Source organism: Clostridium budayi (genome assembly GCF_055396605.1).
The window spans coordinates 13,071-36,768 of the sequence record NZ_AP042456.1 but is presented as its reverse complement, the minus strand read 5'-3'; the positions used below and the strand labels follow the sequence as shown (position 1 = coordinate 36,768).

The window sequence follows — 23,698 nt, the reverse complement described above, 5'->3', positions numbered from 1 at the left end:
TACCTTTATTTTGTATTAATATTATGTAACTAAGGTTACTACATTAATTTAAAGGGTAATATATAATATAATTAAAATTAGGAGAAACTCGAAATTCATATAGATTATGTAGATTTTATAGGAGGATTTTATGGCAGATAATATAAAACCAGGTATACCTACTATGGTTAGTGGAACTCATTATGGAAATCTTCAAAAGGTAAGAGACGGAAAAAGAACTTTTGGTATAACACCACACATTCCAGGTGGGTTTATTACAGTAGAACAATTAGAGAAAATAACTAAAGTTGCTAAAAAGTATAACGGAGTAATTAAAATAACATCAGGTCAAAGAATTCTTATAACTAATTTAAAAGGAGAAGATTTAGAGAGTATATGGGAAGAACTTGGAATGGAACCAGCTGTTAAGAAACAAAATACGGTTAAAAATGTTGAGATGTGTCCAGCAGGATTTTGTAAGAGATCTAAATTTAACACTATTGGTACAGGAATGAAACTTTTAAATAAGTATCAGTATATGGAAGTCCCTTGTAGAACAAAAATTGGAGTTGCGGGATGTAGAAATGCTTGCGGTGGAGTATATTCAAAAGATATTGGAGTTATAGCAGATAAGACTGGATTTATAGTTACAGCAGGCGGTTCAGCTGGATATAACCCAAGAATGGCAGACATAATAATTCAAGATATTGATGAAAAAGAAGCGATTAAAATAGTTGATAAAATATTTGAAGTTTATAAAGCAGAAGGTGAGCCAGGAGAAAAGCTTGGCGACTTCATAGACAGAATCGGATTAGATGTTTTTAAAGATAAAGTGCTTTAATAAGTAAAAGAAAAACAACGAGTTAATACTCGTTGTTTTTCTTTTAAATTAAATGCCTCTCATAATCCTTTATTTTAAATAAAAGTAATTTATTGACTGTTGATGGGCGCTTTGTTAGACTATATGTATAATTTGAGTAAAGGGGTAATTTATGAAGAGAGTATTATGTATAGGATTAATAGGAATAGCAGCTTTATCTTTTGTTGGTTGTGGCGAAAATAAGAAAGAGGCTGATGTAGAAAATAACAAACCAGCAATTGAAGAGAACAATGATAAAGAAAAGCCTGAGGAGACAAATAAAACTCCTGAGGATAAATCAGAAGGTGAGACTACAGAGAAGCCAAATGATAACGTTGATAAAGCTGATAAAACTGAAAGAGTTTTTAAAATAGTTACTAAAAATGTAGACTATAAGGTTGTTAGTGGAGGAGAAGTTAAAACAGTAGGTTTAGGAGTTGCTGAAAATATAAAGAAGATATTGAGTACTGTATCAAGCAAATATTTTGATAATAAAGATATAGAATTAAAAACAATAGATACTGTAGATAATAAGAAAATTGCAGTTATTAATTTAGCTGGTGATGAAAAGTACTGGAATCAAAAGATGCAAGGTTCTGCTGGTGGTCAGATTACAGAATATACACTTATAGAAAATGTTCTTCAAAGGGACTATAAAGGATACTGGATTGATGGAGTTAGATTTACTCTTAATGGAAAAGAGATTGAAGATAATGGACACATCCCTGAACTATCAAAAACAACATATAGATAATTTTAAAAGTGGAATTATTATAATTCCACTTTTTTATTTGTATTCATTACTAACACTAGATTTCTAATATAAATAGAAAGATAACGTTAGAAATAAATTTACTCTGATAAAATTTTTACTATTTATCAGTTATATATATTTTCTTATAGGCTTGTTCGACTGAGCTAAAACCATTATCTTTTAATGATTTAGAGCAAGCTTCAATTACTTCTTTGTAAGATGCAGCCCTACAATCATTAGTAGATTCTTTTAAACTAGTTTCAGCACCCTCTGAAACTAGCTGCAAATCAGCTTCAGTATAAGAATAATTAGCATCTAAAAATGCACCTTCTATACTCTTTTTTAGTTTTGAAAACTCAAATGGAACAACTTTATTATCTCTTTTAATAACTCTCATAAAAATCTCCTCCTAAGTGAAAATAAACAAAAGAAGCTTATAAAATAAGCTTCTTAAATTTTCTAATTTATAAATTCTTCTATAATATACCTTCAGTCTTTAAGATATTTTCTAACTTTTGAAGTTTATCACTTAATGATACAAATTTTTCTTTTATAGCATCTTTTGATATAGCGTCTGTATCAATACTCTTTTCTAAATCTTCTACTGTTTTTAAAGCTTCTTCAATATCTTGTTGAGCTAATTTAAGGTTTTCTTCTCTCATATGATTGTCTCCTTTAATGTACCTGTAGTTATGTAAGATTAGTAAAAAAAATCTTATATACATATTTATCGTATCACTACTAAAACTCTTGTGCAAGGCATATATTTAAATGTTAACAGTACTTATTTTATGGAGGATAGGATGATTAATTATATTTGGTTTGCAATGATATTCTTTGGAATTATATTTGCACTATTTACAGGAAATGCAGATAAAATTACTGAAGCTATTGTAGGAGGAAGCAATAATACCGTTAATTTTGTTATTGAACTTACAGGAATAATGTGCTTTTGGTGCGGTGTTATGAAAGTTGCAGAAAAGAGTGGTCTTACAAAAATATTAGCTAAAATGTTAAGACCAGTACTTAAAGTTTTATTTAAAGATGCGGCAAAGGATGAAAAAGCGCTTGGTGCTATAGTTATGAATTTAACTGCTAATATGATGGGATTATCAAATGCAGCAACTCCATTTGGAATAAAAGCAATGGAGGAAATGGATAGAATTAATAAGAAAAGTAGTATTGCCTCAAATGATATGGCATTATTTTTAGTAATGAATGCAGCATGTATACAACTTGTGCCCACAACTATAATTTCAATAAGAGCAGCAGCTGGGTCACAAAACCCCGGAATAATAATAATTCCAGCAATAATATCAACAGGAGTTGCCTTAATAGTTGGCATAGTCTGTTGTAAAATACTCCAAAAATATTTTTAGGGGGGAAGTATTATGCTTTTTAATTTTACAAAAAGTATTATACCTATAATTGTAGTTATAATATTAGGTTATGGAATGATAAAAGGTAGAAAAGTTTATGAATGGTTCCTTGAAGGTGCAAAAGACGGTCTTATGGTTTGTCTTAAGATATTTCCATGCCTTCTAGCAATGCTAGTTGCTGTTCAAATATTTAAAAATGCTAATCTTTTAGACTTAGTAAATAAGTTAGTTGCACCATTATCAGGAGCTATAGGTCTACCTCAGGAAGTTGTACCATTAGTTCTTATTAAGCCTATATCAGGAAGTGGAGCAATTGGTATGTTTACAGATATTATTAAAACATATGGTGCAGATACATTTATAGGACTTGTAGCATCAGTAATAATGGGAACTACAGAAACAATTTTTTATACAATAACAGTTTATTATGGAGCAGCAAAAATAAAGAAGATAAGACACACTTTATGGGCTGCTGTAATTGCTGATATAACAGCTATAATAGTTGCAATTTTTGTAGTTAATTGGATGTTATTGTAAACAAATTCGCCTCGTGGTATTATTTACTAAAAGGGGGATGAATTATGATTAATATTAACCATGTTTCTAAAACTTATAACAAAAAATATAATGCTGTAGATGATATGACTTTACAAATTAAAGATGGAGAAATATTTGGACTTTTAGGACCAAATGGAGCGGGTAAAACAACTACTATTAAAATGATTACTGGAATTTCTGAAATAACAAAAGGGAATATAACAATAAATGATATGGATATATCAGTAGATCCTGTAAAGGCAAAAGAACAATTTGGTTATGTACCAGATAATCCTGATATGTTTTTAAGATTTACAGGAATTGAATACTTAAACTTCATGGGAGATGTTTATAAAGTTCCTAAAGAAGATAGAAAACCAAGAATTAGTGAATTAGCAAAAAGATTTGGTATGGAACAAGCTTTAGGAGATAAAATACAAAGTTATTCCCATGGAATGAGACAGAAGATTATTATAATGGGAGTTTTAATTCACAAGCCTAAGGTGTGGATTTTAGATGAACCATTAACTGGATTAGATCCAAAGTCAGCATTTATATTAAAAGAAATGATGAGAGAACATGCTGATGAAGGAAATACTGTATTATTTTCAACACACGTATTAGAAGTTGCAGAAAAAGTATGTGACAGAGTTGGAATAATTAATAAAGGTAAGCTAATATTTGTTGGAGCTTTAAATGAGATGAGAGAAGAATTTAAAGGTAGTGAATCTTTAGAAAAGATGTTCTTGGAGATGACAGAAAATGAATAGAATTAAAGTCGCAACAAGATTTTTCTTAAAGAATTCCTTAGGAGAAATGTTTAATAATAAAATGTCATCAACTCTCATGATGCTTTTTATGGGATTTTTAGTATTTGTTATATCTATTCCTATATGTTCAGCTATAGCCATGAGCTACGATTTCTTTAAGCAAATTAACCAAGAAGGATATCTTCTGTCTCTTATACTACTTATAGGAAGTCTTACAACATTTCTTATGGGAATATACACAGTGCTTAATGTTTTCTTCTTTGCAGAAGATATGGAAATATTAATGCCAATGCCATTTAAAATGAGTGAGATAATAATTAGTAAATTTATAGTTACTTTAATAAATATGTATATATACACAGGGATAATTATTGCTCCACTTATAGTATATGGTGTAACATCAAAAGCTGGAGTTTTCTACTATTTATTTTCTATACTTATAATACTAGCCAATCCTATTTTACCTTTAGCATTATGCTTAATAATTTCATTAATAATAATGAGAATTACTAACTTATCAAAGCATAAAGATATGTTTAAGACAATATCAGGAGTTATATCAATACTTCTTGTTGTATTAATAAATTTCTCTGCAAATTTTTCTACAGGTTCAGTAGATATGGTTACTTTACTTTCAGAAAATAGTGGTATTATGAATGGGATAAGTAGTATATTTTTTACTAATATATTTGGTGCAAAAGTATTACTTTATAGCGGAGGGATAAAAGGAATATTAAATTTATTACTTTTAATAATCTCATTAGTACTTCTTATATTTGCGCTTTATTATGTTGGAGATAAATTATATTTTAAGAGTATAGTTGGAATGTCTGAAACATCAGGTAAGAGAGAAAATATATTAGAAAAGGATAAAGATTTTATAAAAGAGAAGTCTCCTATAGTTACGTTAGCAGTTAAAGATATGAAGATGATATTTAGAACACCTACATTTTTTATAAATTGTGTTGTTATGCTTTTATATTTTCCACTTATAATTGGAGTAGCTTTTATAGGAGGAAATGTTTCAGGATTTGTAGGAAATATCTCAAGCAATATGATAGTTTCACTAACAATGGCTACAATAATTTTCTCCATTATAGGTGGAAATGCTGCAACAACTTGTTTAAGTAGAGAAGGAAAAAATATAATTGTTTCAAAATATATACCTGTCAGTTATAAAACACAAATAAAATCTAAAATTTTATCATCAATTATTATAAATAGCATTGCTATTTTATTAGGAGTTTCAATTTTAGTGTATATAAAAGCAGATATTATTACTTTTATAATGAGTTTAATAATTCAAGTATTAACTATAATTATGGTATCTCTTTCTGGAGTTTTACTAGATTATAAGTCACCATCAGTTAATTGGGAGGATGAGAAGGCTATGTTTGATAAAAATTTTAGACCACTTATTTTACTTCTAATTTTCTTTGGAGTTGGTGGATTTTTAACAGTCATATATATGAAGATAGAAAGTCTATTGATCTTATTTATAGTTAATATAGTTTGTATTTCTGTTATATCAGTTTTAATTTATAAAGTATTGATGAAAAGTGGAGTAAATGCATATAAGGAAATAGAATAAATATTTAATAAAAGTGAGAAGAGTGTTTCAGAGCAATTAATATAATTATATTAGAAACACTCTTTTTATTTTTATAATATTTTGAGTTAATAAAAAGTTAATATGCAAATGTGAAAAATTTAACCGATTACATGGTATAATTTAGGTGAAATTTCAAAAGATAAGATATTTAGCGCTATAATATTAAGGTATAACTTGGAAGAAGGAAGAGTTTTATGAATAGAATAAAAAAATTTATTACATCGGTTTCATTAATATGTTGTACATTAATATTTTTGATTGGATGTACAAATAGCACTGATAAGAAAGAAGAGAGTAATAAGTCATTAACATTAGACTTTGTTCAAACTAATAGACATGATGATAGTGTAAATAAATTTTCTATGACATATGATACTAAGCCAACTAGAGCTTTAGCAATAACAAATGCTATGATAGAGATGATGCTTTCCCTTAATTTACAAAAGGATATGGCTGGCACAGCATACGCTGAAAATAACATATGGCCGCCATTAAAGAAAGCTTATGATGAAGTACCAGTAATGAGTAAAACCTATCCATCAAAAGAACAAATACTATCAAATAATGTTGATTTTATAATTGGATGGGGTGGAGATTTCACAGATAAAGGTGTTGGAAGCATTGAATGGCTTAAAGAAAATAATATAAAAGCATACATACCAAGGTCCACAGATAATAATGCAAATATTGATTCTGTGTATGAAGATTTTAAGAATCTTGGAACCATTTTTGAAGTACCCAATAAGGCTGATGAAGTAATAAATAAGATTAAGTCAGAGCTAAAGGAGACTACAAGCAAGATAGGTAAAGTTGATAAGAAGGTAAAAGTATTAGGTTATGATTCAGGAACTGATAAAGCTGTTGTAGTAGGCGGAGGATTAAGCAATAATATTATAGAATTAGCACAAGGTGAAAATATATTTGGGAATATGGATAAAACTTACCCACAAGTATCATTTGAAGATATAGTTAACAAAAATCCAGACGTAATAATGGTTTTAGAATATTCTACTAATAATGGTGGAAAGACATTTGAGGAAAAAGTAAAAGAATTAAAATCAAATGATGCATTAAAAGATGTAAATGCTATAAAAAATAATAGGTTTATAAAAGTTGACCTAGCTGAATTATATCCTGGTGAGAGAATTCCAGGAACAGTTAAAAAATTAGCGAAAGAGTTCTATCCAGATAAATTTAACAACTAAAATGATTGAAAAAAGTTTTAAGAAATACTTACTAATACTAATATTAATATTAGTATTAGTAAGTATAATTTGTATAACTTTAGGTTCAGTAAAAATAGATACTAATATAATTTTTAAAGCATTTACAAATAAAATATTCGGTAGAGAAGTCTACCAAAAAACTTGGGAAAATAGTTTGGAATCTATAATATTCAATTTAAGACTTCCAAGAATATTTTTAGCTATTATATCTGGAAGTGTATTATCGTTTGTTGGAGTATTGATGCAAACATTAACTAGAAACTCCTTATCAGATCCATATATTCTTGGAATATCTTCTGGTGCAAGTACAGGAGCAACAATATCAATAGTATTAGGTTTCTTTTCATTTTTAGGGAGCTTTGGAATAACAGTTGGAGCATTTTTAGGAGCAATGCTATCAGCATTAATGGTATTTAATATATCAGGAGTAACAAAAAGATATTTAAAAAATAGACTTATACTAACAGGTGTCGCTGTATCATTTATATTCACTGCTATTACAAATTTCGTAATAGTATATGCTAAGAATGATAGCTTAGTAAAAAATGCAGTGTTTTGGTCTATGGGAAGTTTAGCTGGGGCAAATTATAATCAAGTTAAATTTTCAGCAGTAGCATTAATAATAGCTTTTTTAATAACTACTATATTTTATAAGGATTTAGATGCATTACTTCTTGGAGAAGTTATGGCAAGAAATTTAGGAGTTAATACTAAAATTTTAATTAGATATATATTAGTTATATCAACATTATTAACTGGAATTATAGTTGCATTTACAGGAGTTATTGGATTTGTTGGACTTATAGTACCACATATAGCAAGACAATTTATAGGAGCTAGGCATAAAAGATTAATTCCACTTAGCATGATAATTGGATCTATATTAATGGTAGTTACAGATACTATTGCTAGAACTGTACTATCTCCTGAAGAGATACCAATTGGAATTGTAACAGCCCTCTTAGGAGCACCATTTTTCTTGTATTTAATAAGCCTAAATAATTATGATTTTGGAGGTAATAAATAATTGAAGCTAGAAATAAAAAATTTGGATTATAATATTAAAGATTTACCTCTTTTATCTAATATAAATTTAAACATAAAAAAAGGTCAATTTGTCGGGCTAATAGGTCCAAATGGTTGTGGGAAAACTACACTACTGAAAAATATTTATAGAACATTGGAGCCTAAAAAAGGAAGTATATTTATAGATGATAAAAATATAAAAGGACTTAAAAATAAGGAATTTTCTAAATTAATGGCTGTTGTTATGCAAGAAAATCATTTAGAATTTGATTTTACAGTAAAAGAAATTGTAGCAATGGGGAGACTTTCGTATACGAGTAGATTCTCAGAGATAAGTTCAGAAGATGAAGAGATTATAGATAGATCTTTAAAGAAAGTAGAATTAATTAAACATAAAGATAGTAGCTTTTTTAGTTTATCTGGAGGAGAAAAACAAAGAGTTATGATTGCACTGGCTCTTTGCCAAGATACAGATTTCATAGTTTTAGATGAGCCAACTAATCATTTAGATATAAAGAATCAAATTCAAATAATGAAAATGCTAAAGGATTCAAATATAACTATTTTTACTACTATTCATGATATGAATTTAGCAGTTGCCTTTTGCGATTATATATATGTAATTAAAGATGGAAGAATATTTAATAAGGGTACTATAGATGAAGTCTTCACTAAAGAGATGTTTAAAGAAGTTTTCGAGGTAGATACTCATATATATGTAAATCCATACACTAACAAACTAAATATAAATTATATTTTGTAATTTGATATTGAAAATTATAAATTATAAAAAACGAACCTCATATGTAAGAGATTCGTTTTTTAATTTATATAGTAATTTATACTGAGAAATCAGCATTTAATGTATTAAGGAAAAACTTATTTATTTTTAAATTTAAATTTATCTACTATTAATGCAATTGCATTATCACCTGATATATTACAAGCAGTTCCAAAACTGTCTTGAGCAATATAAAGTGCAATCATTAATGCAAGCTGTGCTTCACTAAATCCTAAATTAGATTGAAGTACTCCAAGGGCTGCCATAACAGCGCCACCAGGAACACCAGGTGCTGCAACCATTGTGATTCCAAGCATTGCGATAAAGCCTGCAAATGTAGTAAATGAAAAAGGCATATTGTTTAGAAGCATTACAGCAATAGAACAACAAGTTAAAGTGATTGTACTACCTGATAGATGAATAGTAGCACATAGTGGAATTACGAATTCACGAACTCCTTTTGATACTCCATTTTTCTCTGCAACATCAAGATTTACTGGAATTGTAGCAGCAGAAGATTGAGTACCTAGAGCGGTTAAGTATCCTGAAACCTGATTTTTTAGAAGTTTAAATATATTTTTTTTATTTAAAGTTCCTGCAACTGTAAATTGTATTAATATTATTCCAAATTGTAGAAGTATTATAATTAAAAATACTTTCCAAAATACTGAGAAAATACTTTTAACTTCTCCAGCATAAGTCATGTTAGCAAATATCCCTAATATATGAATTGGGATAAGAGGAATAATAATATTTTTTATAACCTTTTGAATTATTTCTTGGAATTCAAAACACATATTATATAAAGTTTTACCCTTTATTGATGCAATACCAAGTCCTAATAAGAATGCTAATATTAATGCACTCATTACAGACATAACAGGTGGCATATCAATTTTAAAAATAGGTGGTAATAAGCTGTGTTCTGGATTATTTGCATCAAAAGATAATGAAGCTTTAATGAAGCTTGGGAATATTTTTGATGAAATAAAGAAAGCTAAGAAACCAGAAATAAGTGTTGAGCCATAAGCAAGAAGTGTTGTAAGACCAAGCATCTTACCAGCAGCACTACCAAGGTCTGCTATACCACACACAACAAAACCTAATATAATAAGTGGAATTATAAATCCTAAAAAGTTTCCGAATATAGAATTAAAAGTAGCTAATATACTTACAATTTCCTTTGGCATAAAGGTTCCAATAAGCAATCCTAAGATAATCGCTATTATTAATTTTGGAATAAGTCCTAAATTTTTCATAATTTGTGTTCTCCCTTCGTGCACAAGTGTCTTTTATATGATATTATATATACATAATTAGTTTATCGTCTATTCATTTATTGAAAATAGATGATAATTAGAGGAAATGAGCAGAAAATAAAGAATAACAAGTAATAAGTGTGATTTTGGGGATAATACGAAATGAATTTATAAATTTAAAAGAAAAAATCATTTCTATTAAAAACACATTATATTATTTGTTCAAAAAATTAAAGGGGGAAATTTATTATGTCAGAAGAAAAATTTTATGTTGTAAATGAATCCGTGCTTCCGGATATCTTTTATAAGGTTATGGAGGTAAAAGAACTTATACACACTGGAAGGGTAAAGGATATATCAGAAGGTGTTAAGAAGGTTGGAATAAGTAGAAGTACTTATTATAAATATAAGGATTCAATATATCCTATGGCAGACGGGGTTAATAGCAAAAAGATAACAATAGTGTTATTATTAGCTCATAAGTTTGGGGCACTATCAAGAGTATTAGATTTTATAGCAACAAGAGAGTTAAATATATTAACAATAAATCAAGATATACCTATAAATATGACAGCCAATGTAACTATAACTCTTGACGTATCAAAGATAAAAGGAGATGTAAAAAAGTTTTTATATAAGTTAAGTGAAGTTGAAGATGTTATAAAGGTTAGAGTATTAGCTGTTGAATAAAGTTTTGGAAGGAATGAGAGTTATGAACAAAGAAGTTTTTAAATTAAATAGGGAAAGACTTAGAGAAAAGATAAAAGATGACTCTGTAGTAATATTATTTGCTGGAAATGCACCTAAGAAAACTGCAGATGAACAATATAGATTTACTCCAAATAGAAATTTTTATTATTTAACAGGTATTGATGAAGAAGATCATATTTTAGTCTTATTTAAGAGAAAAGGTGAATTAACTGCCAAAATGTTCATCAAGGAAACTGATGCAGAAAAAGAAAGATGGTATGGAAAGACTATAAGAAAAGAAGAAGTATATGATATAAACGGGATAAAGGATGTAGCTTATTTAGGTGATTTTAAAGCTTTCTTAAATAAACTTCTAAATGAAAGTGAAGAACTTACTGTTTATGTTGATTTAGAAAGAGATGGATTTAATAGTACTCCATCAGTAAGTAATGAATTCTGTAAAGAATTAAAAGATAAGTATCCACATGTAAGTATAAAAAATATATTCCCAGTTATGGCACCTTTAAGACTTGTTAAGAGTCCAGAGGAAGTTTTAGAAATGCAAAAGGCTATTGATATAACAATTGAAGGTGTAGAATCAATAATGAAAAATATAAAGCCAGGCATGAAGGAATATGAATTAGAAGCATATTTTGAGTTTGAATGCAGAAGAAGAGGAGTACGTGATTATGCATTTAATACTATTGCAGCAGCAGGTAAAAATGCAACAATACTTCATTATGTAGATAATAATTCAGAAGCTAAAGACGGAGATTTAATTCTTTTTGACCTTGGTGCACAAGTTAATTATTATAATGGTGACATTTCAAGAACTATACCTGTAAATGGTAAATTTACAGAAAGACAAAAAGAAGTTTATGAAGCAGTTCTTAGAGTTAATGAGAAGGTTATTGAATATTTAAAACCTGGAGTTAAATTCTTAGAAATTAATAAATTATCAAGAGAATGGATTGCTGAGGAATGTATTAAACTTGGTGTTATTAAAAATAAAGAAGAGGTTTTAAAATATTATTGGCATAGTATAGGACATAGTTTAGGTCTTGATACACATGATATAGATAATCCAGGAAGAGATACTGTATTAGAAGCTGGAATGGTATATACTGTAGAACCTGGTATATATATTGAGGAAGAAAGTATTGGTGTAAGAATTGAAGATGATGTTTTAATAACAGCTGATGGAAATGAAGTTCTTACAAGAAATATGATAAAAAGTGTTAAAGAAATAGAAGAGTTTATGCAAAATCATTAAAATAATATAGTAAAATGGGCTAAATTTATTATTGACAAAATTTTGAAGTGAGTATATAATCACATTAATATGATAAGTGAATAATTAGAAGAGATAGAGGCGCGATATTCAAGAGTACTATTACTGAGTTAAGCACAGTGATGTAATAGGAAAGGGAATATCGCCGAAGGATACAATTAATGCTTTAAAGTTGTAATCCTGGGGTTATGGATAACATCCATAAGACTGTCACAGATTAAATTTGTGGTGAGCTATCATTCAAGTAGATTTTACTGTATATAAGTAGAACCTTGGGTGCTATCTCAAGGTTCTTTTTTATTTTTTAAATAGATATGAACCTTTAAATATTCACAGAAAAGTTTAAGGGGGATTTATACATGAGAAAAAGTAGAAATTATTTAATATTAGGTATTACTATTATTCTTACACTTTGTATGTCAACTGTTGCTTTTGCAGCAGAAGTTGATCAGGGAGCGCTTAATGCAGACAAGTTTGGAATTTTAACTATAATTCCACCACTAGTTGCAATTATATTAGCATTTATAACTAAAAATGTTGTTGTTTCGTTATTTATAGGAACTTTAGCTGGATGCTTTATGCTTCAAATAATTGACCATAATGCCTTTAGTTCATTAATTCAGGCGTTTTTAGATTTTATACAAAGAGTTCTAAATTCATTAGCAGACCCTTGGAATGCAGGTATAATACTTCAGGTTTTAGCTATTGGAGGAGTTATTAACTTAGTTTCAAAGATGGGGGGAGCTAGAGCTATTGCAGAGGCATTAGCTAGAAGAGCAAAAACTCCAAGAAGTGCTCAAATGGTAACATGGTTCTTAGGATTACTAGTTTTCTTTGATGATTATGCAAACTCTTTAATAGTCGGACCTATTATGAAACCAGTTGCTGATAAGTTAAGAATTTCTAGAGAAAGATTAGCATTTATAATAGATGCAACAGCAGCACCAATTGCAGGGCTTGCAATAATTTCAACATGGATAGGACTTGAAGTTGGACTTATAAAAGATTCATTTACTCAAATAGGTATGGATGTAGATGCTTTTGGAGTATTTTTAAATACAATACCTTTTAGATTTTATAATATATTAATTCTTGCGTTTGTTGTTATAACAACTCTTATGCTTAGAGAGTTTGGTCCAATGAGAACTGCTGAGATAAGAGCAAGAAAGGGAATAAAAAGTAAAGAAGTAGAGAATAAGGATTCAAAGTTAAGTGAGGAAATGGAAGCTAAAGAAGGGATTAAGCTAAGTGTATGGAATGCAATAATTCCTATAGGAACTCTTATAATATCAGCACTTATAAGCTTTTATTATAGTGGATATTCAGCAATAATGGCAGGAGCGGATTCTGCTCTTATAAGCGTATTAAATAACTCACCTTTCTCATTTGAAGCAATTCAACAAACATTTAGTGCAGCAGATGCTTCAACAGCACTTTTCCAATCAGCAATATTTGCTTCAATAGTTGCAATTTTAATGGCTGTTTTAAAGAAGATATTCACAATTTCAGAAGCCATAGATGTATGGATAGATGGTATGAAAGGCCTTATAATCACAGGAGTAATTCTGCTTCTTGCATGGTCATTAAGTTCTGTTATTAAAGATTTAGGAACAGCTAAATATTTAGTAACGTTATTATCAGATTCAATTCCACTATTCTTACTTCCAAGCATAATATTTATACTTGGAGCAGTAATTTCATTCGCAACAGGAACAGCTTATGGAACTATGGGGATATTAATGCCTCTTGCAATTCCGCTTTCTTATTCAATATCACCGGATATGGGATATATTATAGTAAGCACAAGTGCAGTCTTAACAGGAGCTATATTTGGAGATCATTGTTCTCCGATTTCAGATACAACAATACTTTCTTCAATGGGAGCTGGATGTGACCATATTGACCACGTTAAAACTCAAATGTGGTATGCATTATTTGTTGGAGGATTTACAATTTTATTTGGATATATCCCAGCAGGACTTAATATTCCAATTTACATTATATTGCCTGTAGCAATAATAGCATTAATAATTGCAGTAAGGTTTGTTGGAAAGCCTATAGAGACTGTGGAAGAATCTTAAAAATAAAAACTATGGCTTATTAAAGCTATAGTTTTTTATTTAGAATAAATTATATATAATTTGTACCATTTTTACTTCTTTTATAATACTTTATATAGAGGAAAACTTATATTTGGAGATTTTAATATGAATAGAAATCCTATAAATGGAGGCAATGATTTTACTAACATATTCACGCAAACATTTAATGCTTTTATGAATAATAGTAATATTATTGATAGTGTAGTAAATAATTTATTTAATTCAGGTTTTTCATATAACTTTAATCAAGATTTTAACCAAGGGTTTAATCAGGGATTTAATAATATGAATTTTGCAATGAGCGCAAATATGATAGATAAAGAGGACAAGTACTTAATTGAAGGGAATTTCCCAGGTATTGATAAAGATAATATAAGAATAGATTATAAAGATGGATATATTTATCTAAATATCAGAAATAATAGGGTATATTCTAATGGATATAATATGACTATGACTGTAATGCAATTTGGTAATGAATTTAGTAGAGAGTTTTATGTCCCAGAAGCAGATGCTACAAGACTTAAAGTATCATATAGAAATTATAAATTAAAACTTGAGCTTCCAAAGTATAGAGATGTAATAGTGGGAACTTCTAATAATGATTTGTTAGAAAATGATAGTGTAATTATAGATGTTCTAGATTATAAGGAAGAATAAACTTAAGGTGCTTTTGCATCTTAGGTTTATTTTTTTATTAACTTGATATAGAAATACTCTTATGGGAAAATATAGAAAAGGGGGATTGATTATGAGAGTAATAGAAAGAATAGAAGCTTTAAGAAAAGTAATGAAAGAAAGAAAAATAGATTATGTAATTATTCCAAGTTCTGATGCACATCAAAGTGAGTATGTAAGTGATTATTATAAAGGAAGAGCATATATATCAGGATTTACAGGTTCAGCTGGAACAGTTCTTATTGGACTTAATGAAGGAATACTTTGGACTGATGGTAGGTATTTTATACAAGCTGAAAATGAGCTTAAAGGTTCAGGTATAAAGCTATTTAAGATGAGAATTCCAGGGTGGCCAACATTAGAAGAATGGATTTTTGAAAATATTAAATCAGGTGAAACGATAGCTTTTGATGGAAAAGTAGTTTCATTAGAGCAGTATAAAGAAATTAAAAATATAGCAAAGGAAAAATCAATAAACTTAAAAATAGATGAAGATTTATTAGATTTAATATGGACTGATAGACCTAATCTTCCTAGTGAAAATATTTTTATACATGACATTATATATTGTGGTAAAAGTGCTAAAGAAAAAATAGAAGAAGTAAGAAGCTATATGAGAAAAAAGGAAGTATCAAATTATGTAATCTCATCACTAGATGATATAGCATGGCTTTATAATATAAGGGGAAATGACGTTCACTGCAATCCTGTTGTTATTAGTTATGCAATTATTACCTTAAATAATGCGTACCTTTATATAGACAAAAGAAAGGTAAGTAAAGAAGTATCAGAAGCTTTAAATAATGAAGGAATAGAAATCAAGGATTATAATGAAATAAAACAAGGAATTAATGATTTAAAAGATAGCGTGCTTATAGATCCAGAAAGAGTTAGTGCCTTTATTTATGAGAATATAGATAAAAATCTTAAGGTTGTTCAACATACTAATATAACAACAAATTTAAAAGCAGTTAAAAATAATATTGAAATAGAAAATTTAAAGAGATGCCAAGTAAGAGATGGCGTTGCTATGGTTAAGTTTATTAAATGGCTTAAAGAAAACTTAGGAAAGATAGAGATAAGCGAGATATCAGCATCAGATAAATTAACTGAGTTTAGAAGTCATGGGGAATTATTTAAAGGAATAAGCTTTGATACTATAGCAGGTCATAAGGAACATGGAGCAATGATGCATTACTTTCCAACTAAAGAAAGCGATTATAAATTAGAAAGTAAAGGATTTTTACTTATAGATTCAGGCGGGCAATATTTAGATGGTACAACTGATATAACAAGAACCATTGTACTTGGAGAACTTACAGAAGAGGAAAGAAGAGATTTCACACTAGTTTTAAAAGGGCACATAAGTTTAATGAATACAAAATTCTTAAAAGGAACTAGTGGTTCAAATATTGATATAAAAGCAAGAGAACCATTATGGAAAGAAGGAATTGATTATAAGTGTGGGACAGGTCATGGAGTAGGATTCTTCTTAAATGTTCATGAAGGACCTCAAAGAATAAGTCCAGTTCCAAATAATATTTCTTTAGAGCCAGGTATGATTTTAACTAATGAACCGGGAATTTATAGAGAAGGAAAGCATGGAATAAGAACAGAAAATACAATGCTTGTTGTAGAAGATATATCTTCAAAAGAATTTGGAGAGTTTTATAAATTTGAAGTTATTTCTTTATGTCCGATAGATTTAAATGGAATAGAAGTTTCATTATTAAATAAGGAAGAAAAAGAATGGATAAATGAGTATCATAGGTGGGTATTTAATACATTAAATCCATACTTAAATAAAGAAGAAAAAGAATTCTTAGATATTGAAACTAAAGAGATTTAAAAGATAAGCTCCTACTAGCTAGTGGGAGCTTTTAATTTTTATATTGAAAAGTTAGTAACTAATCCTTCATATAAAATATCATCGTAATTAATTTTTTGAATATCACTTGGTTTTATAAATTCAGGTTTCTTATTAAAATAATGAATGTTATTTTTTATAAGTAGCTCGGACACAAATTGAGAGCAGAAATAATAATTACTTCGTTTATAAGGAAACCTTAGTTTAACTAGAAATAAACCTAAGAAATTATATTTATAATTGTCCTTATTTAAAAAGTGAGCCTCTAAGTCATATTTAAGTCCGATAAACTGACTCTCTGTTATTCTAATTTTATATATTAAGCATTTACTTTTATTAAATAGTTTAAATGTACCATCATAAAGATTTTCCTTAACTAAACCTGCAATAAAAGGATTATTAGGAACCTTCCTTCCGAATGAGTACATTTCCTTAAATGTATCATCTAAACTTAATGAAACATGAGTATATGTATCTTTTGTAGCAAGTCTTATAACATTAGATAGATTTGAGCCAGTATAAGAAAAGACTAGATAAATATATTTATACCCCATAATACTCCCCCTCTCAGCATTACCCCAAAATTAATTTTATTAAAATAAGAATAAAAAGTAAACAAAAAATGAATAAAAAGAAAAAAAGGCGACCACATTGTGGTCACCTAAATATAAAAATATAATTATTCTTCTTTTTCTTCTTCTGGCGGATTGAAGTATTTATTAATTAAGATAGCAACTATTATTCCAATAGCAGTATCTATACTTCTACCTACTGCATAAGCATAAGACTGAGGTCCGCTATAATTTATCATGATACCGATAAATACTATGCAAGCAATAGTTACAGCGCCAGGTTTATAAAATAAGTTACATGTGTATATAACTGCAACGATACCAACTCCGGTTACAAATGAGTTGTAATTATATAAGAAAGGTAATCTAATCATAATATATATAACACATATTCCAAATAAACCACCTATAATAGTTCCAATAAGTCTATTTTTTCCCATGGTAAATGAGCTAGATACAGTATCTTTCATACATATTACAGCTGCTATACAAGCATAAAAAGCATTTTCTCTTCCTATAACTTGAAATATTACCATACATATAGCTACTGCTAATGCTGTTTTTATATTACGAAGGCCTATCCTATGTACGTTTAATTTCATACAAAATTCCTCCTACGATTAATTATTATAATATCATATTATATCATATAGAATTAGTAATGGTTATAACATAAGTACTTATAAATAATAAAAAGTTAGTGAATTTAAATATTAATTGACATATAAAAATATATAGAATATTATATATTTAAAATGGAAATGATATTAATTAAAATAGAAATGCTATGAAAAGAAGAGTAGTAAAACAAAGTATCGAAAGAGAGCTAATGATTTGGTGAAAGTTAGTGTTATGGAGTTTTATGAAGATGGCCTTTGAGCAGGTTTCTTGAGCTTTGAATTAAAGTTAGAGAATCACGGATGCAACCGTTATATTGCAAGGTTTATAATAACCTAGTGAGTTTTTTACTGCAAGGTAAAAAAGAAATAGAGTGGTAACGCGTAAATTAACGCCTCTATGCAATGTAAAATTGCATAGAGGTTTTTTAATTAGTAAAAATAAATGATATAAACTTATCATTATTAAATAAAAAGGAGGATTTTAGGATGTGTAAAAAACCATATTATATAACAACACCTATATACTATCCATCAACAAAACTACATATAGGTAATACTTACACAACAGTTGCAGCAGATGCAATTTCAAGATTCAAAAGATTAACAGGATATGATGTAATGTTCTTAACAGGAACAGATGAACATGGTCAAAAAATCCAAAGAATAGCGGAAGAAAAAGGTATTAAGCCAATAGAACACGTTAATGAAATAGTTGCAGGAATCAAAGATCTTTGGAAGATGATGGACATAAGCTACGATAAATTCATAAGAACAACTGATGATTACCACGTAGAAGCAGTTCAAAAGATTTTTAAGAAATTATATGATCAAGGAGATATATATAAGAGTTCATATGAAGGATTATACTGTACTCCATGTGAATCATTCTGGACAGAAAGTCAATTAGTAGATGGAAAGTGCCCAGACTGTGGAAGACCAGTTGAAACATCAAAAGAAGAAGCTTACTTCTTCAAGATGAGTAAATATGCTGATAGATTAATAAAGTATATTGAAGATCACCCAGATTTTATACAACCAGAATCAAGAAAGAATGAAATGCTAAATAACTTCTTAAGACCAGGATTACAAGATCTTTGTGTTTCAAGAACAAGCTTTGACTGGGGAGTTCCAGTAACTTTCGATGAAAAGCACGTAGTATATGTTTGGATAGATGCATTATCAAACTATATAACTGCTTTAGGATATGGAAGTAACAACACAGAATTATTTGATAAATACTGGCCTGCAGATGTACACCTTATAGGTAAAGATATATTAAGATTCCATACAATATACTGGCCAATAATGTTAATGGCTCTTGATTTACCACTACCAAAGAAAGTATTCGGACATGGATGGTTACTTGTTGATGGCGGTAAGATGAGTAAATCAAAAGGTAATGTAGTAGATCCAGTTACACTTGTTGAAAACTTTGGGGTTGATGCAGTTAGATACTACTTATTAAGAGAAATACCTTTTGGTGCAGATGGATTATTCAACAATGAAATATTCATAAAGAAGATTAATTCAGATCTTTGTAATGATCTTGGAAACTTACTTTCAAGAACAGTTGCAATGATAGAAAAGTACTTTGATGGAGTAATACCAACACCATTAGAAAAAGAAGCTGTAGATGATGAGCTTATAGAACTTGCACTACAAACTCCAAAGAAAGTAGAAGAAGCAGTAAATGCTCTTAAGCTTCCAGAAGCTTTAGAACACATATTTGAATTAGTTGGAAGAGCTAATAAATACATCGATGAAACAACTCCTTGGATATTAGCTAAAGATGAAGAAAAGAAAGATAGACTTGGAACTGTACTTTACAACTTAGCAGAAAGTTTAAGATTTACTTCAGTTCTAATTTCATCATTCTTACCAACAACTGCTGAAAAGATTAATGAACAATTAGCTATAACAGCTAATGATTGGGCTTCATTAGAAGGATTTGATGGAACAGCATCAGGAACAACAGTTAAAAAGGGAGATAACTTATTCCCAAGAATAGATGTTGATAAAAAACTTGCTGAACTTGAAGAACTTAGAAAAGCTCAAATGGAAGCTGTAAAGGCAAAAGAAGTAAAACCAATGAAACCAATAAAAGAAGAAATAACTATAGATGACTTCGAAAAGTTAGATTTAAGAGTAGTAAAAGTATTAGAATGTGAATCAATCAAAAAGGCAAACAAATTACTTAAACTAAAAGTAGATTTAGGTGGAGAAGTTAGACAGGTAGTTTCAGGAATAGCTAAACACTACAAACCAGAAGAACTTGTAGGAAAGAATGTTGTTCTTGTAGCAAACCTTAAACCAGTTAAGTTAAGAGGAGAATTATCACAAGGTATGATACTTGCAGCATCAAATGATGATGACAGTATATTAAACTTAGTAAATCCAGGAGACTTACCAACTGGAAGCGAAGTTAGATAATTTAATACAAATATAAACTAAAGAGGAAGTTTGCTTAAATTTTAAGTTAACTTCCTTTTGTATAAATTTAAGAATTAAATGTGAGGTTTTATATGAATATAATTGTAGGGAATGCTTGGCCTTACGCCAATGGCAAACTTCATTTAGGAAGAATTGCTGTACTTCTTCCTGGGGATATACTTGCAAGGTACCATAGAATGATGGGGGATAATGTTTTATTTATTTCAGGAAGTGATGCACATGGGAGACCAGTGACTATGAAAGCTTTAGAAGAAAATAAAACACCAGAAGAAATTTTAGAAAAATACCATAAGGAATTTGTAGAATGCTTTAATAAACTTAATTTTTCCTTTGATTTATTTACTAGTACAGATACTGATTATCATAAGAAAGAAGTAATGAAGTTTATTAAAGAACTTTATGATAAAGGGTATATATATGAAGGAGAAGATAAAGAGCTATTTTTTTCTCTTCCAAAATTCGAAAATGATGTTAAAAAGATATTTATAAAACAGCAATCTTGGCGAGAAAATGCTCAAAGTATAACGAAAAAATATGTAGATGAAGGTCTTAGAGATAAATCAGTTACAAAGGAAATTGATTGGGGGGTTGATGTTCCTCTAGAAGGCTTTGAAGATAAAAAAATATTCGTTTGGATTGAGGCACTTATGGGATATATTACAGCTACAAGTAAGTGTTTAGAAAATACAAATGAAACTGTAGAAGATTATTGGAATGATGAGGAAAGTAAAGTTTATTTAGTTCATGGAAAAGATAATATTCCATTCCATACAACAATATTCCCTGGGCTTTTATCAGCACTTGGTTTTAAAAACGTTAATCTAAGTATAATCTCAAGTGAGCATTTAAAGCTTGAAGGTAAAGATTTTTCTACAAATAAAAATTGGGCAATTTGGGTAGATGATATATGTAAAAGATATTATGTTGATACAATAAGATATTATTTAATTTTAAATGGACCAGAAAATAAAGATACTGATTTTAAGTGGAGAAACTTTATAAATGCTAACAATTATGATTTAGTTGGTGAACTTGATACTTTATATAGAAACACCATATTAAATCTAAAAAGAGAAGAGATTAAAAAGACAGATAAAGATAGACTACTTAATATGTATTTTGAGCTTTCAGATAAGATAGAATCAGGAAGTTTTAAAGAGGCATTGAAGGATATATTTAAATTAATAAGAGAAGAAAATAAGAAAAATAAGGCTTCAATAATTACATTAATAAATGTAGCTAATATGCTAGAACCATTCATTCCAAAGACAAGCATGAGAATAAAAAAGGAATTTGGAATAGATAAGAGTATATGGAGCTTTATAGATGAGTATAAGCTTCCAAGAAATATACATTACAAACCATTATTTAAATTTATAGATAGAAAAAAACTTAATGATGAAATTAAGTTTTTAAAAGATAAAAAAGTATAAAAAAAACCTAGAATATCTACAATAGGGGGACGAGATATTCTAGGTAACCAATCAATTAAGATGGTTATAAGGGGTAAATAATAATGCTTTAACTACTTTACAATTAAATAATACCTTAGTAATATGTCATTTATGTGTCAAAAAACATAATAAACTATTAATAGATAATAATAAAAATATTAAAAAATCCAAAATAAGTATTAATAGGATTTTATTTCATCAATATCAAGGATAGTAATTGTCTTTCTGTCGAAATTTATAATATTTTCGTTTTTCATTTTAATTAATTCTCTAGATAAAGATGGTCTTTGAACTCCAAATCTATCTGCTAAAGCTTGTTTTGTCATATTTAATTTTATTTCTAATGAATTCTGTTTTTTAGATTCACTTAATAAAAATTCACAAATCATAGATTTTAGTGATTTAGAAGTTACCTGTCTTAATTTTTGACTAAGCAACATAGCTTTATTTGATAAAAGTTTAAGTAACGATACTAAGAAATCTTGATTATCTTGAAGAAGTGAAGTTACTTTTGATTTATTTATGTGAAGAACAGTACTGCTATCTTTACTTACAACATCCATAGGATATGAATTTTTATCTCCAAATAAAAGGCTTTCTCCGAACAAATTTCCTTTAATAAGAGTAGTAACGACTAACGTATTACCATTTTCGTTATTTTGTTGTATCTCAATAGTTCCATCTATTACTACACTTAGGTGTTCACATTTATCCATTTGAAAGAAAACAACTTCCTCCTTAGAATAATTCCTAATTGAGCAATATGGATCTGACAATAAGGAATTTAATGATTCCTCATTAAATTTTTGAAATAATATACATGATTTTAAAGCATTCATTTCATTTATATTAGACATAAGCACACATCCTCTCTAACTGTATATATTTTGTGCAAAGTACTTATAATGTATAATAATATATATAAAAATTTATTTAAAGAGGTAGGAAGAAGATATGGAACAAATTTATAAAATATTTGACACACATGCTCATTATGATGCAGAAGAATATGATTTAGATAGAGATGAAATAATAAACGAATTAAAAGATAATGGAGTTATAGGAATATTAGACTGTGCTTCATCTTATGAAAGTAATAAAATAGTAGATGAAATTACAAAAAAATATGATTTTATATATGGGGCATTAGGAATACATCCAGAGAATGCTGATGAATATACAAAAGAAAGATTAGAAGAAATAAAAGAAATGATAAAATCTAATGAAAAAATAGTTGCTGTAGGAGAAACAGGATTAGATTATTACTGGGATGAGAATCCTGATAAAGAAATTCAAAAAGAAAATTTAAGAGCTAATATGGAAATGGCAAAAGAGCTTAACCTTCCAATTATAATTCATGATAGAGATGCTCATAAAGATACTCTTGATATTTTAAAAGAATATCCAGAAGTTAAGGGGATAGTTCATTGTTTCTCAGGTAGTGTTGAATTTGCAAAAGAATGTATTAAACTTGGATATTATATAGGATTTACAGGAGTTGTAACTTTTAAAAATGCAAAGAAAATAGTTGAAGTCGCAAAAGAAATTCCTTTAGATAGAATGCTTGTAGAGACTGATGCACCTTATATGGCACCTGCTCCAAATAGAGGAAAAAGAAATAGATCAGATTACATAAGATATATTATAGAGAAAATAGCAGAGATAAGAAGTATGGACCCTAAAACTTTAAATATTCAGTTAAATAATAACTTTTATAATTTGATAAAAAGGAATATTTAAAGTAAAATAGAATACAATTAAATGAATATTTTATAAAATGTGGAAAAACAT

General features: G+C 28.5%; 23 protein-coding genes, 1 riboswitch and 1 other annotated feature. Of the genes, 17 read left to right on the top strand and 6 right to left on the bottom strand.

Annotation, left to right across the window (positions count from 1 at the left end; all coding sequences use genetic code 11):
- The first annotated feature begins 130 nt into the window (after positions 1-130).
- The gene (locus ACZ5TJ_RS00185) at positions 131-820 is read left to right on the top strand and encodes a nitrite/sulfite reductase domain-containing protein (RefSeq protein ID WP_464200600.1); all 690 of its coding nucleotides are present in this window, start codon (positions 131-133) and stop codon (positions 818-820) included.
- A gap of 151 nt (positions 821-971) precedes the next feature.
- Entirely contained in the window at positions 972-1,592 is a 621-nt protein-coding gene (locus ACZ5TJ_RS00180; protein ID WP_464200599.1) for a hypothetical protein, read from the top strand.
- Positions 1,593-1,710: 118 nt separating this feature from the next.
- Here the strand turns inward: ACZ5TJ_RS00180 and ACZ5TJ_RS00175 are convergent, their stop codons facing one another.
- Positions 1,711-1,989 (bottom strand): ATP cone domain-containing protein, encoded by a 279-nt coding sequence (locus ACZ5TJ_RS00175; RefSeq protein WP_464200598.1) that lies wholly within the window; start codon positions 1,987-1,989, stop codon positions 1,711-1,713.
- A 79-nt stretch (positions 1,990-2,068) separates the two neighbouring features.
- Positions 2,069-2,254 carry a hypothetical protein gene (locus tag ACZ5TJ_RS00170; RefSeq protein ID WP_039312497.1) on the bottom strand — a complete coding sequence of 62 codons (186 nt, stop codon included), beginning with the start codon at positions 2,252-2,254 and terminating at the stop codon, positions 2,069-2,071.
- A gap of 141 nt (positions 2,255-2,395) precedes the next feature.
- Here ACZ5TJ_RS00170 and ACZ5TJ_RS00165 point away from each other — a divergent pair, with 141 nt between their 5' ends.
- From ACZ5TJ_RS00165 to ACZ5TJ_RS00135, 7 genes are all read left to right on the top strand, one after another.
- Entirely contained in the window at positions 2,396-2,971 is a 576-nt protein-coding gene (locus tag ACZ5TJ_RS00165; protein ID WP_039312498.1) for a nucleoside recognition domain-containing protein, read from the top strand.
- 12 nt (positions 2,972-2,983) lie between these two features.
- The gene (locus ACZ5TJ_RS00160) at positions 2,984-3,508 is read left to right on the top strand and encodes a spore maturation protein (protein ID WP_464200597.1); all 525 of its coding nucleotides are present in this window, start codon (positions 2,984-2,986) and stop codon (positions 3,506-3,508) included.
- A gap of 44 nt (positions 3,509-3,552) precedes the next feature.
- Positions 3,553-4,278, top strand: a complete 726-nt coding sequence (locus tag ACZ5TJ_RS00155; RefSeq protein ID WP_464200596.1) for an ABC transporter ATP-binding protein — start codon at positions 3,553-3,555, stop codon at positions 4,276-4,278.
- A complete protein-coding gene (locus ACZ5TJ_RS00150; RefSeq protein WP_464200595.1) occupies positions 4,271-5,869 on the top strand; it encodes a putative ABC transporter permease subunit in 1,599 nt (532 codons plus the stop codon). Before ACZ5TJ_RS00155 ends, ACZ5TJ_RS00150 begins: the two co-directional genes overlap by 8 nt.
- 215 nt (positions 5,870-6,084) lie before the next feature.
- Positions 6,085-7,095, top strand: a complete 1,011-nt coding sequence (locus ACZ5TJ_RS00145) for an ABC transporter substrate-binding protein (protein WP_464200594.1) — start codon at positions 6,085-6,087, stop codon at positions 7,093-7,095.
- A 1-nt stretch (position 7,096) separates the two neighbouring features.
- On the top strand, positions 7,097-8,143 hold the full coding sequence (locus ACZ5TJ_RS00140; protein WP_464200593.1) for a FecCD family ABC transporter permease: 1,047 nt from the start codon (positions 7,097-7,099) through the stop codon (positions 8,141-8,143).
- Entirely contained in the window at positions 8,144-8,905 is a 762-nt protein-coding gene (locus ACZ5TJ_RS00135; protein ID WP_464200592.1) for an ABC transporter ATP-binding protein, read from the top strand. It abuts the gene before it with no gap.
- 116 nt (positions 8,906-9,021) lie between these two features.
- On the opposite strand, the gene ACZ5TJ_RS00130 is transcribed toward ACZ5TJ_RS00135, so the two are convergent.
- Positions 9,022-10,182 (bottom strand): dicarboxylate/amino acid:cation symporter, encoded by a 1,161-nt coding sequence (locus ACZ5TJ_RS00130; RefSeq protein ID WP_464200591.1) that lies wholly within the window; start codon positions 10,180-10,182, stop codon positions 9,022-9,024.
- Positions 10,183-10,431: 249 nt separating this feature from the next.
- Between ACZ5TJ_RS00130 and ACZ5TJ_RS00125 the strand changes: the two genes are divergently transcribed.
- The 5 genes from ACZ5TJ_RS00125 (at position 10,432) to ACZ5TJ_RS00105 (ending at position 16,792) form a co-directional block, all read left to right on the top strand.
- Entirely contained in the window at positions 10,432-10,872 is a 441-nt protein-coding gene (locus ACZ5TJ_RS00125; protein ID WP_464200590.1) for an ACT domain-containing protein, read from the top strand.
- A gap of 22 nt (positions 10,873-10,894) precedes the next feature.
- Entirely contained in the window at positions 10,895-12,145 is a 1,251-nt protein-coding gene (locus ACZ5TJ_RS00120; RefSeq protein ID WP_464200589.1) for an aminopeptidase P family protein, read from the top strand.
- A gap of 86 nt (positions 12,146-12,231) precedes the next feature.
- Positions 12,232-12,407: riboswitch (Lysine riboswitch) on the top strand.
- Positions 12,408-12,522: 115 nt separating this feature from the next.
- Positions 12,523-14,244, top strand: coding sequence for a Na+/H+ antiporter NhaC family protein (locus ACZ5TJ_RS00115; RefSeq protein WP_464200588.1), 1,722 nt, complete (start codon positions 12,523-12,525; stop codon positions 14,242-14,244).
- Between the two features lie 126 nt (positions 14,245-14,370).
- Complete coding sequence (locus ACZ5TJ_RS00110) at positions 14,371-14,925, top strand: Hsp20 family protein (protein WP_464200587.1); 555 nt, start codon at positions 14,371-14,373, stop codon at positions 14,923-14,925.
- A 91-nt stretch (positions 14,926-15,016) separates the two neighbouring features.
- Positions 15,017-16,792 carry an aminopeptidase P family protein gene (locus tag ACZ5TJ_RS00105; protein ID WP_464200586.1) on the top strand — a complete coding sequence of 592 codons (1,776 nt, stop codon included), beginning with the start codon at positions 15,017-15,019 and terminating at the stop codon, positions 16,790-16,792.
- A 38-nt stretch (positions 16,793-16,830) separates the two neighbouring features.
- On the opposite strand, the gene ACZ5TJ_RS00100 is transcribed toward ACZ5TJ_RS00105, so the two are convergent.
- Together ACZ5TJ_RS00100 and ACZ5TJ_RS00095 are read right to left on the bottom strand one after the other, a co-directional pair.
- Positions 16,831-17,364, bottom strand: a complete 534-nt coding sequence (locus ACZ5TJ_RS00100; protein ID WP_464200585.1) for a hypothetical protein — start codon at positions 17,362-17,364, stop codon at positions 16,831-16,833.
- Between the two features lie 125 nt (positions 17,365-17,489).
- Complete coding sequence (locus ACZ5TJ_RS00095; protein ID WP_464200584.1) at positions 17,490-17,984, bottom strand: FUSC family protein; 495 nt, start codon at positions 17,982-17,984, stop codon at positions 17,490-17,492.
- A gap of 176 nt (positions 17,985-18,160) precedes the next feature.
- Positions 18,161-18,402, top strand: a binding site (T-box leader).
- Between the two features lie 86 nt (positions 18,403-18,488).
- Here ACZ5TJ_RS00095 and metG point away from each other — a divergent pair.
- Together metG and ACZ5TJ_RS00085 are read left to right on the top strand one after the other, a co-directional pair.
- On the top strand, positions 18,489-20,432 hold the full coding sequence (gene metG, locus ACZ5TJ_RS00090; RefSeq protein ID WP_464200583.1) for a methionine--tRNA ligase: 1,944 nt from the start codon (positions 18,489-18,491) through the stop codon (positions 20,430-20,432).
- Positions 20,433-20,524: 92 nt separating this feature from the next.
- Positions 20,525-21,886, top strand: coding sequence for a methionine--tRNA ligase (locus tag ACZ5TJ_RS00085; protein ID WP_464200581.1), 1,362 nt, complete (start codon positions 20,525-20,527; stop codon positions 21,884-21,886).
- A gap of 200 nt (positions 21,887-22,086) precedes the next feature.
- On the opposite strand, the gene ACZ5TJ_RS00080 is transcribed toward ACZ5TJ_RS00085, so the two are convergent.
- Positions 22,087-22,764 (bottom strand): Crp/Fnr family transcriptional regulator, encoded by a 678-nt coding sequence (locus tag ACZ5TJ_RS00080; protein WP_464200580.1) that lies wholly within the window; start codon positions 22,762-22,764, stop codon positions 22,087-22,089.
- A 97-nt stretch (positions 22,765-22,861) separates the two neighbouring features.
- Here ACZ5TJ_RS00080 and ACZ5TJ_RS00075 point away from each other — a divergent pair, with 97 nt between their 5' ends.
- Complete coding sequence (locus ACZ5TJ_RS00075) at positions 22,862-23,647, top strand: TatD family hydrolase (protein ID WP_464200578.1); 786 nt, start codon at positions 22,862-22,864, stop codon at positions 23,645-23,647.
- Positions 23,648-23,698: the final 51 nt, after the last annotated feature.